The organism is Pseudomonadales bacterium (assembly GCA_041395665.1).
Taxonomy (GTDB): domain Bacteria; phylum Pseudomonadota; class Gammaproteobacteria; order Pseudomonadales; family UBA7239; genus UBA7239.
Genome location: JAWLAB010000001.1, coordinates 166,129 through 181,429, shown reverse-complemented (window position 1 = coordinate 181,429; position 15,301 = coordinate 166,129). Strand labels below are relative to the sequence as shown.

The window sequence follows — 15,301 nt, the reverse complement described above, 5'->3', positions numbered from 1 at the left end:
ACAGAGGTGAATAATGTGGTTGAAGGCACAGAAGACAAAGTGGTGTTAATTGCTTCGCCGTGCATTTCAATTTGCGCCTTGGATGCGGAAGATGTGTGCGTGGGCTGTTATCGCAGTGCGCAAGAAATTACGCGCTGGTCCGTGGCGGATAACGCTGAGCGCCGACAAATCCTTGTCAGCGCGGCGGAACGCGCTAAGCGCGTCAATCCTTTCTAAGCTCCCTTTCTAGCAACTACTTCTTGCGAAAAGGTTTGGTGCCGTCCGGTTTTTTGGGCGCGGCACTGCGGGTAAAAGATTTTTTATCAGCAGCTGGCTTTTTGTCCGAGAATGACTTTTTCTCGCTGAACGCTTTCTTGTCGCCAAACGGTTTTTTATCGCCAAACGATTTCTTGTCGGAGAAAGGTTTCTTATCACCGAAGCTTTTCTTGTCAGAAAAAGGTTTTGAGTCTGAAAAGGACTTCTTCTCGCTAAACGCTTGCTTTTCACCAAATGATTTCTTGTCACGCGCTGGCGCGGCATCGCGATCACGGAAGGATTTTTTCCCGCCACTTGCGCCTGCACCCAACGGGGCGATATTCATCGGTCTGCCGGCAACGCGCACATTTTTCAGTGCTTTCATCAACTCGCCTGCGATTTCCGCAGGTAAATCCACGGTGCTGTAATCGTCGTGAATGGCGATGTGGCCGATGTGTTTGCTGTCGAGATCTGCTTCATTGGCGATGGCGCCAACGATGTTGCCCGGTTTGACATTGTGGTCGTAGCCCACTTCGATGCGAAAGCGTTGCATACCGTCTTCCACTTCACGCGAAGGTTTTTCACTGCGCATGCGTTTGATGCGCTCGCGTTTGTTGTCATCGTAATCATCGCGCTCGCGGTGTTTACGCGGCGGTCTTTCATCCGTTAGCGCTTGCGTGCGCGGTGATTCTTTTTCGTTGAGCAGCAGGCTGGTGCCGCCTTGCGCAATCGCTGCCAGTGCTGCGGCGACGATATCCAACTCCACGCCAGTTTCGTGTTGATACTGCGCGATCAATTCGCGGTACAAATCGAGATCACCGTTTTCTACGGCATTGTTTTCCAGAATATCGCTGATGCCTTGTTTGAATTTGGCAATGCGTTTGTCGTTAATTAATTTGGTTGATGGCAATTCCATCAGTTCAATCGCTTGGCGTGTGGCTTTTTCAATCGCAAACAGCAGGCGTTTTTCACGCGGTGCGACAAACAAAATCGCATCGCCGCTGCGACCGGCGCGACCCGTTCTGCCGATACGATGCACATAGGCTTCGGTGTCGGTCGGAATGTCGTAGTTGATAACATGGCTGACGCGCTCGACATCAATACCGCGCGCGGCGACATCAGTGGCAACGACAATATCAATCGCGCCATTTTTAATTTGCGCGATGACATGCTCGCGCTGCGATTGCACGATGTCACCATTCAGTGCGGCGGTGTTGTAACCGCGTGCACGCAACTTATCTGCCAATTCAACAGTCGCGGTTTTGGTGCGCACGAAAATAATCATGCCGTCAAAATCTTCCGCTTCCAACATGCGCGTTAAAGCATCGAGCTTGTGCATGCCGCTGACGGGCCAATAGCGTTGGCGGATGGTCGATGCGGTGGTGGTTTTTAACGCGATAGTAATTTCTGACGGTTCATTCAAATGTTGCTGTGCAATGCGACGAATTTCGCGCGGCATCGTGGCAGAAAATAAAGCGATTTGGCGTTCGTCCGGCGTTTGCTCCAGTATCCATTCCACATCGTCGATAAAACCCATGCGCAACATTTCGTCGGCTTCATCCAGCACCAAACATTGCAGTTGTGAAAGATCGAGCGTGCCGCGACGCATGTGATCCATCACGCGCCCCGGCGTGCCGACCACTACTTGCGCGCCCTGTTTTAGTTGGCGCAATTGCGTGCTGTAACTCGCGCCGCCGTAAATCGGCAACACTTGAAAGCGCGGAATAAACGCGGCGTAAGTTTGAAACGCTTCCGCGACTTGTATCGCCAGTTCGCGCGTCGGCGCCAACACCAATACTTGCGTGGCGCGGCTCGCCATATCCAAACGCGCCAAGATGGGCAGGGCAAAAGCAGCAGTTTTGCCGGTACCGGTTTGCGCTTGACCTAAAACATCGCGGCCTTCGAGCAGCAGCGGAATGGTTTGCGCCTGAATCGGTGAGGGCGTTTCGTAGCCGATATCGGCTAAAACGGAGAGCATGGCATCAGGTAGCCCCAAATCGCGGAATGCGACGGGCGTGGTCGTTTCGGTAGTCATCGTGTTGTCCCAGCTGTAAGTGAGCCCTTCGAAGGGCAAACGCGCTGGCACAAAAGAGAGGGTGCGTGGCGCGGCAACGGCAGTATAGCCGCCGCGCAAGGGCTTGTCAGATCAGGGATTGACGCAGGCTTGCACTTCGCGGGAAGCTGGCAGCCCTATGACGAAGCGCAGAATAAGCGGCTTCTCTGAAGTGTGTACGGAAAATAATAATGAAATTACCACCTGATACTGAAGTATTTATTCCTGCTAACGATGTGATTGCGTCGACAGTGGATCTCAAATCCTATCCGCGCCTAAAAGTGTTGTTGCTCAAGCCCTACCAAAAGGTGGTGGGTGCGGTGCAATCTCCTCAAATGGGCATTTTGTATTTAACGTCGGCTATTCGCGAACGATTTCAGCAGCATGTGGATATTCGCATCCTCGATATGAAACTTGAGCAGATGCCAGCAGAAAATTTGCTGCCATTGTTGAAAGAATTTCAGCCGGATGTTGTCGGTATGTCAGCGCTCAATTATGAGGCGCAAGCAAGCTATCGAATTGCAAAAGTTGTTAAAGCATTTAATAAAAAAATAGTGACAGTTGTGGGTGGGCCTTTTGCACTGAATGCAGCGGAAAAAATTTTGCAGGAAGAAGAAAACATTGATTGGGTATTTGAAGGGCCTGCGGATCGTGTTTTTCCAGAGGCATTGGTTCGATTGGTTTTGAAGCAAGAGTTAGATGTTGATTTGCCTGGCTTCTCGCATCGATTAGCAAATGGTCAGTTACATATCGCTAAGTCGAGAGATTTTGTGCAGGATCTCGATACGCTGCCTATGCCAGCTTGGGATTTAGTGGATTTTGATCGCTACGCAAAACACCCAAATCACGCAGCTAACTTGAAAGGAAAACGCTATTCCCCGTTATTCACTTCAAGAGGCTGTCCTTATCTCTGTAGCTACTGCCACGATATTTTTACAAAACGATTTGTGTATCACAGCGCAGAACGCGTTATTGCGGAAATAGAACATCTTTATACAAACTACGGCGTTAATGAGTTTCATATTGAAGATGATATTTTTAATCTGCATAAGCCCAGAGTGCATGAAATCATGGGCGAAGTGGCTAGGCGCTGGCCTGGAAAAATGAAGTTTGCGTTTCCTAACGGTCTTCGTGGTGACATTATCGATCAAGAGATTGTTGATGTGATGTGTGATGCAGGTGCGTACGCAGCTTCGATTGCAATCGAAACAGTAACACCGCGATTGCAGCGCTTGGTTGAAAAAAATTTGGATGTAGAAAAAGCACATCACGCTATTAAAATGTTTACTGATAGAGGCTTGCAAGTTACAGCTGCTTTTATGTTGGGTTTTCCAACAGAAACCAAAGAAGAAATTAAAGCGAGTATCGATTTCGCATTAAAAAGTGATCTCACTTTGGCTTTTTTCTTTACGGTAATTCCACAGCCAGGCACGCCATTGTTTGATTTGGCGCTGAGTGAACATGAGGCCATCACGCGAGATGCTGCGCGAGTAGATAGTGGTAGCTATCGCGCAAATACTTCGTGGTATGAAAGGGTTTACGGTTATCGATTGAGCAACGCGATAAGAATAGCCAATCTGCGTTTCTATACCAATCCAAGGCGCATAGTAAAAATTTTGAGGTTCTGGTCGCCTGCTCGTCTTTGGCAAACATTCAAAGTGTTCGTGGAAATTCTGCTCCACTCACCCGCTAATGCTTAGGGATTAACGAGCCCCTGCAACTCCGCAATCAAATCACTGGCGAGCAAGCCGCGTTCGCCCTGTTCTTCGGCGACGAGATCGGCGGCGCGCGCGTGCAAGCTAACGCCGAGGCGCGCGGCCAGCTCGGGTGCTACTTCTTGCGCGAGTAAGCTGCCGATGATGCCGGCGAGCACATCGCCCATGCCGCCCGATGCCATGCCCGGATTACCTTCGGTGCAAACGCCGATATCACCGTTGCGCCCGCAAATCAGTGTGCCTGCACCTTTCAAGATGGCGACACCGCCGTAGCGTTGTTGCAGCGCGCGCACAGCGGCGAAGCGGTCGCGCTGCACATCGGCCGTGGTGATGTTGAGCAGGCGCGCGGCCTCAGCGGGATGCGGAGTGAGCACCCAATTGTCGCGGCGCGGTTCGCGCACCACGCGGCCTTCCGCGAGCATGTTCAGCGCGTCGGCGTCCATTACCAGTGGCAATCCACTGAGGGTAGCCTGCTGCAACATCTGCTCCGACCACGCGCTGCGCCCGAGACCGGGGCCAATCACCAGCACGGTGGGCTTTTCCAATAACGGCTCCAATGCCTGACCAGAAGTCACGCCGTTGGCCATGATTTCAGGGCGACGCGCGAGCACCGCAGCCACATGCTCTGGCTGAGTGGCGGCGCTGGTGAGTCCTGCACCGCAGCGCGCGGCAGCTTCAGCGGCGAGCAACACCGCACCGCCCATGCCGCGATCGCCGCCGATCACCATCACATGACCAAACAGCCCTTTGTGCGCGGTGCGCGGGCGCATAGGCAGCCCTTCTTCCAACAGCCATTCGGCATCCAACAGCGTCACTTCGTAATCTTCAAAGGGCGGCACTTCTTCAGCACCCAAGCTGTCGTAAACGATTTCACCGGTGAAGTCGGGCGCATCGGCGGTATAAAGCCCGCGTTTTTGCGCGACAAAAGTGATGGTGACGCTGGCGCTCACTGCCACGCCTTCAGCACAGCCGGTGTCAGCATCAATACCGGAGGGCATGTCGAGCGCGAGGACAGGCAGACCGCTGTCGTTCATGATTTCGATTGCCGTGGCGTAAGCGTGATGCGGTGCGCCGTTGCTGCCGGTGCCGAGCAGGGCATCAACCAGAATAGTTTCTGCGGGCAGCTCTGCTACGACATCGCGCATAAAGACGAGCGTTGCTACTGGCGTTTCGCCGTGGTGCCAAGGCGTTATCGTTACGCCGTTTTGCAATGCGTACTGGTGCGCAGCGCGCGTGTCCGTTGTAAATTTTTCTTCCGCGCCGACAGCGATCACTTGCGCAGAAATATTTTTTTCCTTGGCGAGTGCGGCGAGCAAATAACCATCGCCGCCGTTGTTGCCGCTGCCGCAGAACACCGTGATATGTTCTGGTGCTGGCCAATGCGCTAATAAAGTGTCTAAAGCCGCGCGCGCTGCTTTTTTCATTAAGGCAATGCTGCTGATGCCGGATGCAATGAGATCGGCATCCAGTGCGCGAGTTTCTTCAGCGGTGTGTAGAGTATTGAAAAGCATATTCAAAACCTCATTTGAAAATTTATTTTTTACTCAGCCACGGCAATGGGTTGATGGGATTGCCGTCTTTGCGAATTTCAAAATAGAGTGCAGGATTTTTTTCACCGCCGCTGTTGCCAACGCGCGCAATTTCATCGCCAGGTTTTACCCATTCGCCAACTTCACGCAGCAACATATCGTTGTGCGCGTACAAACTCATGTAGCCATCGCCGTGATCTAATACCAATAGCAATCCTTGTCCTGTGAGTGCGTCAGCGTACATTACACGACCGCCGTGTACAGCCAACACGGGCGCACCGTTAGCTGCATTGATGCGCAAGCCATCCCATTGCACACTGCCTTGGCGTTGATCGCCAAAACGATTTTCCAATTGCCCTTGTGTCGGCCACTGCATTTTCCCTTTGCGCTGCGTAAAAGATTGCGTTTGCAGGCGTGCTAAATCTTCTGCGCTGTAGGCAGAAGCAGCGGGTTTTGTCTCTGTGCGATTTTTAGTTTGTTCAGCTTGCTGCTGTTGTTCTTTTTCTTGCTGCTCTTTTTCAAGTTGTGCTTGGCGCTGGCGTTTTTCTTCTTGAGCGATGGCCAGCGCGCGCTGTTGTTCAATTTGAGTGATTACTTTTTGCAATGCATTGCGGTCTTGGTTTAATTGCTCCAGCGTGCCACCTTTGGTTTTCAGGTCGGCATCGGCAGTGTCGATCAGTTTTTGTCGCGCCGCGCGCTCGGCGTGTAGTTGCGTATTTTCATCCTGCAAGTTTTTTTGCAGAGCTTGCAGCTCGATGAGGTTGGCGGCGATGTCTTTTTCAATTTGAGTGATGCGCTGAATAGCGTCGAGATACGACTGCATTTTGAGTTGCCGAGCAGCAACTAAATAGTCGTGATATTGCAAATTGCGGGTGAGGGTGCGGGCATCATCCTGATCCAACAGCAAGCGCAGTTGCGATTGCGCGCCTGCTGCATACAGAGCGCGCAACTGCTGGCCGATCTGTTCCCGCTGATCGGCGATAGAACTGCTTACTGCTTTTTTTCTTCAGCTTGTGTTTGTGCGGCTTTTTGCTTTTCAGCAATTTTGGCATTGATTTCTTCAATTTTTTTCATTTGCGCGGCAACATCTTTGTCGGATTGCTCCAGCTTGGCTTGCAATTCGTTGCGCGTGTTTTGAATGGTTTGGATGTCAGCTTTCAGTTTGTCGATAGATTGCTGCATCTCAGCAATTTTTTGTTCGAGATTTTTTGCTTGATCGGTTTGCGCAGGTGCAGCAGCTTCTGTGGGTGCGGCAGCGGGTTGTGCCGGTTGTGAATCATTGGCGATAGCGCCGCTGATGCTTACAGCAGAAAAAATTGCAGCCAGTAAAACAGTGTGTAATTTCATGCGAGCCTCTCCGTGCGGTGATGTTCAGTGTTATTGATTATTTTGTGTGCAAGTCAATCAAGTTGCGGCCGTGCATTTCAGCGGGTTGTGGTATGCCCATTAATGCCAACATGCTCGGCGCGACATCGGCCAGTGTACCACCGTCATGCAGGCTGACTGCGCGTTGACCGATATACAAAAACGGAACTTGTTCACAAGTATGTTGTGTGTGTACTTGGTGCGCTTCGTAATCTTGCATCTGTTCACAGTTGCCGTGATCGGCAGTGATCAGACATTCACCGCCTGCGGTCAACACCGCATCGCGCACGCGACCGACGCACACATCCAAGGCTTCCACCGCTTTTACGGCTGCGCTGAAAATACCGGTGTGTCCGACCATATCGCCGTTGGCGTAATTACAGATGATGACATCGTATTGTTTGCTGCCGATGGCTTCGATCAATTTATCCGTGACTTCAAAGGCGCTCATTTCGGGTTGCAAATCGTAAGTCGCGACTTTCGGTGAATCGACCAAAATGCGCGTTTCGCCTTCGTACAGTGCTTCGCGTCCGCCACTGAAAAAGAAAGTGACATGCGCATATTTTTCCGTTTCTGCAATGCGCAATTGCGTTTTACCTAAACTCGCCAAATATTCACCTAGCGAATTTTTTAAGGTGGAAGGTGGATACGCACACAGCGCGGGAATGTCATCGGCGTATTCGCTAGTCATCACAAAATGGCTGAGTGCCGGCGTGCGCGCACGCACAAAACCATCGAAAGCGGGATGGGTAAACGCGCGGGTGATTTGTCGCGCGCGATCCGCACGAAAATTCATGAACAACACGGCATCGCCATCGTGCAATTGCACAGGCGCGCCAACCACAGTCGGCTTCACAAATTCGTCGTTTTCGTCGCGAGCGTAAGCCTCATGTAAAGCTTCAACAGCCGTGGCGGCGTGGTAAGCGGCTTTGCCATCCGTGAGTAAGTTGTAGGCCTGCTCGACGCGATCCCAGCGCTTGTCGCGATCCATCGCGTAGTAGCGACCGCAAACCGTGGCAATGCGCCCAGTGCCGAGTGCTTCTAATGTGTCTTGTGTGATGCGCAAAGAATCTTCCGCGCTGCGCGGTGGGGTGTCGCGCCCGTCGAGAAAAGCGTGCAAATACACTTGTTCTGCGCCGCGTTGTACCGCGAGTTGCAAGGCAGCGAGGATGTGATTTTCGTGGCTGTGTACGCCGCCGGAGGAGAGCAGCCCCCAAATGTGTACGGCTTTTTTATTGGCGACTGCTGCATCAATGGCGGTGCAGTAGGCGGGGTTCTCAAAAAAGCCGCCGTCGGCGATGTCTTTGTCGATGCGTGTGAGTTGCTGCCACACCACGCGCCCAGCACCCAGTGTCATATGCCCGACTTCGCTGTTGCCGAACTGTCCTTCGGGCAAGCCCACATCCAAACCGGAGCCGGACACCAAGCTGCGCGGATTCTCGCGCCAGAGTTTGTCCCACACCGGTGTGTTGGCGGCGGCGATAGCGTTGTCTTTGGTTTCTTCGCGGTAGCCGAAGCCATCGAGAATCAACAGAACGAGGGGTTTTGGTGCTTGAGGCATGGGAAAAACCAGCGGTGAATTCAGCGGGCTATATTACGGAAGGCATTGCGGGATGAGAACCCAAGCCGTGGTTTATCTTGATATGCGTCAGAGTATAGTTTTGCTCAATGTATTAGCATGAAACTGGTATGCGGGTATTAGCCCTGCAGACAGACTTTAGGGAGAGGTGTGTGAGCTATTTTCTCGATCGGTTACGGTTTTTTCAGCGCTTTTGCCAACGGGCATGGCGAAACACGAACGGAGAACCGCGATTGGGAGGATAGCTACCGTGCGCGCTGGCAGTACGACAAAATTGTGCGCTCCACGCACGGTGTGAATTGCACCGGTTCTTGCAGTTGGAAAATCTATGTCAAAAACGGTTTGGTGACATGGGAAACGCAGCAGACGGATTACCCGCGCACGCGCCCTGATTTGCCGAATCACGAACCGCGCGGTTGCCCTCGCGGCGCGAGTTACTCGTGGTATTTGTACAGTGCCAATCGTTTGAAGTATCCATTGGTGCGCGGTGCGCTGCTGCGTTTGTGGCGCGAGGCGCGCAAAACGCTATCCCTGTGGATGCGTGGGCGAGCATTGGAAAACAGTGTAGCAGCTAAATCCTACAAATCCAAACGCGGCATGGGCGGTTTTGCGCGAGTGAATTGGGATGAGGCGAATGAAATTGTCGCGGCCTCAAATCTTTACACCGCAAAAAATACGGCCCCGATCGCGTGGTGGGATTTTCGCCGATACCGGCGATGTCGATGATTTCTTACGCCGCCGGCGCGCGCTATTTATCGTTGTTCGGCGGCGCGTGTTTATCGTTTTACGATTGGTATTGCGATTTGCCGCCATCCAGCCCGCAGATGTGGGGCGAACAAACGGATGTGCCGGAATCAGCCGATTGGTACAACAGCCGTTACATCATTGCGTGGGGTTCGAATGTGCCGCAAACGCGCACACCGGATGCGCATTTTTTTACCGAAGCGCGTTACAACGGCACAAAAACGGTTGCGATTACGCCCGATTATTCTGAAGTCGCCAAACTGACGGATCACTGGTTGCATCCCAAACAAGGCACGGATGCGGCGCTGGCTTTTGCCTTTGGGCATGTGATTCTCAAAGAGTTTCATGTCGATAAAAAAATTGATTACTTCGTGGATTACTGTCGTCAATACACAGACATGCCATTGCTGGTGCGTTTGGAAAAACGCGCGGATGGTCGCGTTGTGCCGCAACGATTTTTGCGTGCTAGTGATTTGGCTGATACAGGCGAGAGCAATAATCCTGAATGGAAAACGCTGGCGTTTGATGAGCGCATAGGTGCTATCACAGTGCCCAACGGTTCCATTGGTTTTCGCTGGGGCGAAAAAGGCAAATGGAATGTGGAGGAAAAAGACAGTGCTGGTCGTGAAACATATCTGCGCTTATCGCTAAAAGATTTTTGCGATGAAATAGTATCGGTGAGCTTCCCGTATTTTGGCGGCATTGAGCATGATCGTTTTACTGCCTCAAAATTTGATGACATTCTCGAACGCAATATTCCGGTTAAAAACATTGCGGTTGCCGATGGTTCTACTTGGCAAGTGGCAACGGTTTACGATTTGTTGCTCGCGCAATACGGTGTCGATCGCGGTTTTGGTGGTAACAATATCGCGAAAAGTTTTGATGAAGATTTGCCGGGCACGCCGGCGTGGCAAGAAAAAATTACCGGTGTGCCGCGCGCTGAAGTGATTGCCATTGCGCGCGAGTTTGCGAGTACAGCAGCGAAAACGCGCGGGCGCAGCATGATTATTGTCGGCGCGGGCATGAACCACTGGTTCCACAACGACATGAATTATCGCGGCCTCATCAATATGTTGGTGATGTGTGGTTGCGTGGGGCAAACCGGCGGCGGTTGGGCACATTATGTCGGCCAAGAAAAATTGCGCCCGCAAACTGGTTGGCTGCCGCTGGCATTTGGTTTGGATTGGAGCAAACCGCCGCGTCAGATGAATAGCACTTCTTTTTTTTATTTTATGTCCGATCAATGGCGCTATGAAAAATTGTCGATAGAGGAAATGTTGTCGCCATTGGCTGATGCAGAAAAATTCAGCGGCAGCCAAGCCGATTTGAATTTGCAAGCAATTCGTATGGGTTGGTTGCCGAGTGCGCCACAGTTGAATTGCAATCCTTTGTCCATCGCAAAATCAGCAGAAGCAGAGGGAAAAAATGTCTCTGACTATGTGGTGGGTTCATTGAAAAGTGGCGAATTGGATTTTGCTTACGCCGACCCTGATGCGCCAGAAAATTTCCCGCGCGCGATGTTTATTTGGCGTTCCAATTTGCTCGGTTCATCGGGTAAAGGTCACGAATATATGTTGCGGCATTTGCTCGGCACGCGTCACGGTTTGCAGGGCAAAGATTTGGGCGAACGCGGCGCAGTGAAACCGCAAGAAGTGAAGTGGCGTGATGAAGCGCCAGAAGGCAAAGTGGATTTGTTGGTGACGCTGGATTTTCGTATGTGCACCACCGCGCTGTATTCCGATGTGGTGCTGCCAACAGCAACTTGGTACGAAAAAGACGATCTCAATACTTCCGATATGCATCCCTTCATTCATCCATTATCGAAAGCGGTGGATCCTGCGTGGGAATCGCGCAGTGACTGGGATATTTTCAAAGGCGTAGCACAAACGGTGAGCGCCATGGCGCCGGGTGTGTTGGATGTAGAAAAAGATGTGGTGTTGGTGCCGATACTGCACGACACGCCCAATGAATTGGCGATGCCTCTCGGCGTGACCAATTGGAAAAAAGGTGAGTGCGAAGCGATTCCAGGAAAAACTATGCCGTCAATCGTGACGGTAGAGCGCGATTATCCCAATCTCTATAAAAAATTTACTGCGCTGGGTCCTCTACTGGATAAACAGGGCAATGGCGGCAAAGGCATACAGTGGAACACGCAAGACGAAGTACATTTTCTCGGTGAATTAAATCATCGCGTGCGTGAAGAAGGTGTCAGTCACAATCGTCCACAAATCAGCACGGCGATTGATGCCGCTGAAGTGGTGTTGAGTTTGGCGCCAGAAACGAACGGTCATGTGGCGGTAAAAGCGTGGGCAGCACTCAGTGAATTTACCGGTCGCGATCACACGCATTTGGCGAAAGGCAAAGCGCACGAAGCGATTCGTTTTCGCGATATTCAAGCGCAACCGCGAAAAATTATTTCTTCGCCAACTTGGTCCGGTTTAGAAGATGAACATGTGAGTTACAACGCGTGTTACACCAATGTGCATGAATGCATTCCTTGGCGCACGCTCACGGGGCGACAACAGTTTTATCAAGATCACGAATGGATGATCGCGTTTGGCGAAGGTTTTATGCAGTATCGCCCACCGGTAGATACCAAAACAGTGAAACCGCTGCACAACAAACGCGGCAACGGCAATAAAGAAATTTTGTTGAATTGGCTCACGCCGCACCAAAAATGGGGCATACACAGTACCTACAGCGACAATTTATTGATGCAAACTTTATCGCGCGGTGGGCCGATTGTGTGGATCAGTGAAGACGATGCACGCAGTGCAGGTATTGAAGACAACGATTGGATAGATGTGTTCAATGTTAACGGTGCGATTGCTGCGCGTGCGGTGGTGAGTCAGCGTGTGATGCCGGGCATGGCGATGATGTACCACGCACAGGAACGCATTCTCAATACGCCAGGCTCTAGCATTACCGGCACACGAGGCGGCATACACAATTCGGTAACGCGCATTGTGCAAAAACCAACGCACATGATCGGCGGTTACGCGCAACTCTCGTACGGATTTAATTACTACGGCACTTGCGGCACGAATCGTGATGAGTTTGTTATCGTGCGAAAAATGTGTGAAGTGGATTGGTTGGAAGAAGCTGCAACAGCGAAGGAGTCAACACGATGAAAGTGCGCGCACAAATTGCGATGGTGTTGAATCTCGATAAATGTATCGGCTGCCACACTTGTTCTGTCACTTGTAAAAATGTTTGGACCAGCCGCGAAGGTGTGGAATACGCGTGGTTTAACAATGTGGAAACCAAACCCGGTATTGGCTATCCGAAAGAATGGGAAAATCAAGACAAATGGAATGGCGGTTGGGAGCGCACGAAAGCGGGTAAGTTAGTGCCGCGCACCGGCGGCCGTTGGCGTTTATTATCAAAAATATTTGCCAACCCTGATTTGCCGCAGATTGATGATTATTACGAACCGTTTACTTTCGATTATCAGCATTTGCACACAGCGCCAGAATCGAAGCATCAACCCACCGCACGCCCACGATCTTTGATCAGCGGTCAGCGCATGGAAAAAATTGAATGGGGGCCGAACTGGGAAGAAATCCTCGGCAGTGAATTTGCCAAGCGCAGCAAAGATAAAAACTTCGACAATGTGCAAAAAGACATTTACGGACAGTTTGAAAAAACTTTCATGATGTATTTGCCGCGTTTGTGCGAGCATTGCTTGAATCCAGCTTGTGTATCGGCTTGCCCATCGGGTGCGATTTACAAACGCGAAGAAGAAGGCATTGTGTTGATCGATCAAGATAAATGTCGCGGTTGGCGTATGTGCGTTTCCGCTTGTCCGTACAAAAAAATCTACTACAACTGGAAAAGCGGCAAATCGGAAAAATGCATTTTTTGTTATCCGCGCATTGAAATGGGCGAGCCAACGGTTTGCTCAGAAACTTGTGTCGGTCGCATTCGTTACTTGGGCGTGATGTTGTACGACGCAGATCGCATTGAACAAGCGGCAGCAGTACCGGCAGATAAAGATTTGTATCAAGCGCATTTGGATGTATTTCTCGATCCGCATGACCCCAAAGTCATTGCCGCCGCGCGCGCGGAAGGTATTCCTGACAGTTGGTTGGAATCGGCAAAAATTTCACCCGTGTATAAATTGGCGATTGATTGGAAACTCGCACTGCCGTTGCATCCTGAATATCGCACGCTGCCGATGGTGTGGTATGTGCCGCCTTTATCGCCGATTCAATCTGCTGCAGAAAGTGGGCAGATGGGCATGAATGGCGCGCTGCCGGATGTGCATTCGCTGCGCATTCCTGTGCGCTATCTCGCCAATATGCTGACAGCGGGTGAAGAAGCGCCGGTGGTGCGCGCGCTGGAACGCATTTTGGCGATGCGCGCGTGGCGCAGAGCGCTGAATGTGGATGGCGTGGAAGATCACGCCGTGTTGCAACAAGTGGGATTGAGTGTGGCGCAAGCGGAAGAAATGTATCGCTATCTCGCGATTGCCAATTACGAAGATCGTTTTGTGATTCCCACAGGGCATCGCGAATACGCCAACGACGCGTACGGTGAGCGTGGCGGTTGTGGTTTTTCATTTGGCAATGGTTGTCACGGCGATAGCGCGGCAGATTTATTTGGTCAGCGCAAAACAACCAATTTTGTGGTGCAGGAATATCGACCTGCTGCGCAAGAAACTGCGGCACAGGCGGCGCAAAAATGAGCTTGCTTAAATTGATCGGTGTGTTGCTGGATTATCCGCAAGACGATTTGTGGCAACACGGTGATGAGTTAGTGTCGGCTGTGCAGGATGCGGGGTTGCCGGCGCATCGTCGTGAAGATTTGCTGCGTTTTGTGCGCGCGTTATTGGCACAGGATGCGTTGGATGCGCAAGATGGCTGGCTGCAATTATTTGATCGTGGTCGCAGCATGAGTTTGTTGTTGTTTGAACATATTCATGGTGAGTCGCGCGATCGCGGGCAGGCGATGGTTAACTTGATGGAAGCGTATCGCAAAAATGGTTTTGCGTTGGCGACAAAAGAATTGCCGGATTATTTGCCACTGGTTTTGGAATACCTCAGTCATCGTCCGATGGAAGAAGCGGTGGATTGGTTGCGCAATTTACAACATATCATTGCGCTGCTCGCCGCACGCGCTGAGGAACGAGAAAGTCCTTACGCCTTGCTGTTCTCGTTGTTGGTGGAGTGCGCGGATGAAAAATTTGATCTGCACGAATTACGGCAGCGCGTGAGCCAAGAGGCGCGTGATGACACACCCGAAGCGATGGATAAATTATGGGAAGAAGAAGTCGTGCGTTTTGGTGTTGATACGCCAGCGTGTAATACGCAGCAAGCAAGTGATGAACAACCTCTCCGATTTACTAACGCACAGCAGGTGCAACCGTGAATTTATTTGATCAATTTGCGTTTCAAATTTATCCCTATATCGCGATGGCGGTTTTTTTTGTTGGCAGTTGGGCGCGCTATGATCGTGCAATGTACACCTGGCGCACTGGTTCTAGTCAAATGCTGTCGGATAAAGGTATGCGTTGGGGTAGCAATCTTTTTCATGTTGGCGTGTTGGCGGTGTTGGGTGGGCATTTGGTGGGTTTGCTCACGCCACACGCGGTGTACGAGCATTTTATTTCTACGCCACACAAACAATTACTGGCGATGATTTTTGGTGGTGCGTTTGGCGTAGTTTGTTTAGTGGGTTTGTGTATTTTGTTGCTGCGGCGTTTAACCAATCCGCGTATTCGCGCTACAGGAACTTTTGCCGATACGCTGGTGTTGGTTTTGTTATTGGCGCAGTTGTTGTTGGGCCTGTTCAGTATTTTTATTTCAGCCGGACATTTAGACGGCAGCGTGATGTTGTTGTTAGCAGAATGGGCGCAACACATCGTGACCTTTCGTTGGGGTGCTGCGGATTATGTGTTGGGCGTGCATTGGGTTTACAAAGCGCACATTGTGTTGGGTATGACTTTGTTTTTGATCGCACCATTCACGCGTTTGGTGCATGTGTGGAGTATTCCTGTGGGCTATTTGTGGCGGCCGTATCAAGTCGTACGCCGTCGCTCTGCGTCTGCTTTTAATCAATCGCCGCGCGTGTGAGATGAGCG

Annotated in this window: 10 protein-coding genes and 1 pseudogene; 6 read left to right on the top strand and 5 right to left on the bottom strand. The window is 51.3% G+C overall.

Annotated elements, in window-relative coordinates; translation table 11 throughout:
- The first annotated feature begins 6 nt into the window (after positions 1-6).
- Positions 7-216 carry a DUF1289 domain-containing protein gene (locus R3E63_00990; protein ID MEZ5538539.1) on the top strand — a complete coding sequence of 70 codons (210 nt, stop codon included), beginning with the start codon at positions 7-9 and terminating at the stop codon, positions 214-216.
- Between the two features lie 16 nt (positions 217-232).
- Here R3E63_00990 and R3E63_00985 read toward each other — a convergent pair whose 3' ends face one another.
- Positions 233-2,269 (bottom strand): DEAD/DEAH box helicase, encoded by a 2,037-nt coding sequence (locus tag R3E63_00985; protein MEZ5538538.1) that lies wholly within the window; start codon positions 2,267-2,269, stop codon positions 233-235.
- 209 nt (positions 2,270-2,478) lie between these two features.
- On the opposite strand from R3E63_00985, the gene R3E63_00980 reads away from it, so the two are divergent.
- Positions 2,479-3,987, top strand: coding sequence for a radical SAM protein (locus R3E63_00980; GenBank protein ID MEZ5538537.1), 1,509 nt, complete (start codon positions 2,479-2,481; stop codon positions 3,985-3,987).
- On the opposite strand, the gene R3E63_00975 is transcribed toward R3E63_00980, so the two are convergent.
- Genes R3E63_00975 through gpmI form a run of 4 tightly spaced genes read right to left on the bottom strand, consistent with a single transcriptional unit; the run spans position 3,984 to position 8,457 of the window.
- Positions 3,984-5,513 carry an NAD(P)H-hydrate dehydratase gene (locus R3E63_00975; protein MEZ5538536.1) on the bottom strand — a complete coding sequence of 510 codons (1,530 nt, stop codon included), beginning with the start codon at positions 5,511-5,513 and terminating at the stop codon, positions 3,984-3,986. The two genes, R3E63_00980 and R3E63_00975, sit on opposite strands and share 4 nt — an antisense overlap.
- A gap of 22 nt (positions 5,514-5,535) precedes the next feature.
- Entirely contained in the window at positions 5,536-6,480 is a 945-nt protein-coding gene (locus tag R3E63_00970) for a peptidoglycan DD-metalloendopeptidase family protein (protein MEZ5538535.1), read from the bottom strand.
- A 41-nt stretch (positions 6,481-6,521) separates the two neighbouring features.
- Positions 6,522-6,878 carry a hypothetical protein gene (locus R3E63_00965; GenBank protein ID MEZ5538534.1) on the bottom strand — a complete coding sequence of 119 codons (357 nt, stop codon included), beginning with the start codon at positions 6,876-6,878 and terminating at the stop codon, positions 6,522-6,524.
- A 37-nt stretch (positions 6,879-6,915) separates the two neighbouring features.
- Positions 6,916-8,457: a 2,3-bisphosphoglycerate-independent phosphoglycerate mutase gene (gpmI, locus tag R3E63_00960; protein ID MEZ5538533.1), complete on the bottom strand. Its 1,542-nt coding sequence runs from the start codon at positions 8,455-8,457 to the stop codon at positions 6,916-6,918.
- Positions 8,458-8,627: 170 nt separating this feature from the next.
- On the opposite strand from gpmI, the pseudogene R3E63_00955 reads away from it, so the two are divergent.
- The 4 genes and pseudogenes from R3E63_00955 (at position 8,628) to narI (ending at position 15,293) form a co-directional block, all read left to right on the top strand.
- Positions 8,628-12,350, top strand: a pseudogene (locus R3E63_00955) (nitrate reductase subunit alpha).
- On the top strand, positions 12,347-13,906 hold the full coding sequence (gene narH / locus R3E63_00950; protein MEZ5538532.1) for a nitrate reductase subunit beta: 1,560 nt from the start codon (positions 12,347-12,349) through the stop codon (positions 13,904-13,906). The pseudogene R3E63_00955 and the gene narH overlap by 4 nt, the downstream one beginning before the upstream one ends.
- Positions 13,903-14,589, top strand: a complete 687-nt coding sequence (narJ, locus tag R3E63_00945; protein MEZ5538531.1) for a nitrate reductase molybdenum cofactor assembly chaperone — start codon at positions 13,903-13,905, stop codon at positions 14,587-14,589. The genes narH and narJ overlap by 4 nt, the downstream gene beginning before the upstream one ends.
- A complete protein-coding gene (narI, locus tag R3E63_00940) occupies positions 14,586-15,293 on the top strand; it encodes a respiratory nitrate reductase subunit gamma (GenBank protein ID MEZ5538530.1) in 708 nt (235 codons plus the stop codon). Before narJ ends, narI begins: the two co-directional genes overlap by 4 nt.
- Positions 15,294-15,301 lie beyond the last annotated feature (8 nt).

Excerpts from the sequence above, each read along its gene's own strand:
- narH (MEZ5538532.1), top strand. The coding sequence starts at position 12,347 with ATGAAAGTGCGCGCACAAATTGCGATGGTGTTGAATCTCGATAAATGT.
- R3E63_00980 (MEZ5538537.1), top strand. The coding sequence starts at position 2,479 with ATGAAATTACCACCTGATACTGAAGTATTTATTCCTGCTAACGATGTG.
- R3E63_00965 (MEZ5538534.1), bottom strand. The coding sequence starts at position 6,878 with ATGAAATTACACACTGTTTTACTGGCTGCAATTTTTTCTGCTGTAAGC.
- gpmI (MEZ5538533.1), bottom strand. The coding sequence starts at position 8,457 with ATGCCTCAAGCACCAAAACCCCTCGTTCTGTTGATTCTCGATGGCTTC.
- narJ (MEZ5538531.1), top strand. The coding sequence starts at position 13,903 with ATGAGCTTGCTTAAATTGATCGGTGTGTTGCTGGATTATCCGCAAGAC.
- R3E63_00985 (MEZ5538538.1), bottom strand. The coding sequence starts at position 2,269 with ATGACTACCGAAACGACCACGCCCGTCGCATTCCGCGATTTGGGGCTA.
- R3E63_00975 (MEZ5538536.1), bottom strand. The coding sequence starts at position 5,513 with ATGCTTTTCAATACTCTACACACCGCTGAAGAAACTCGCGCACTGGAT.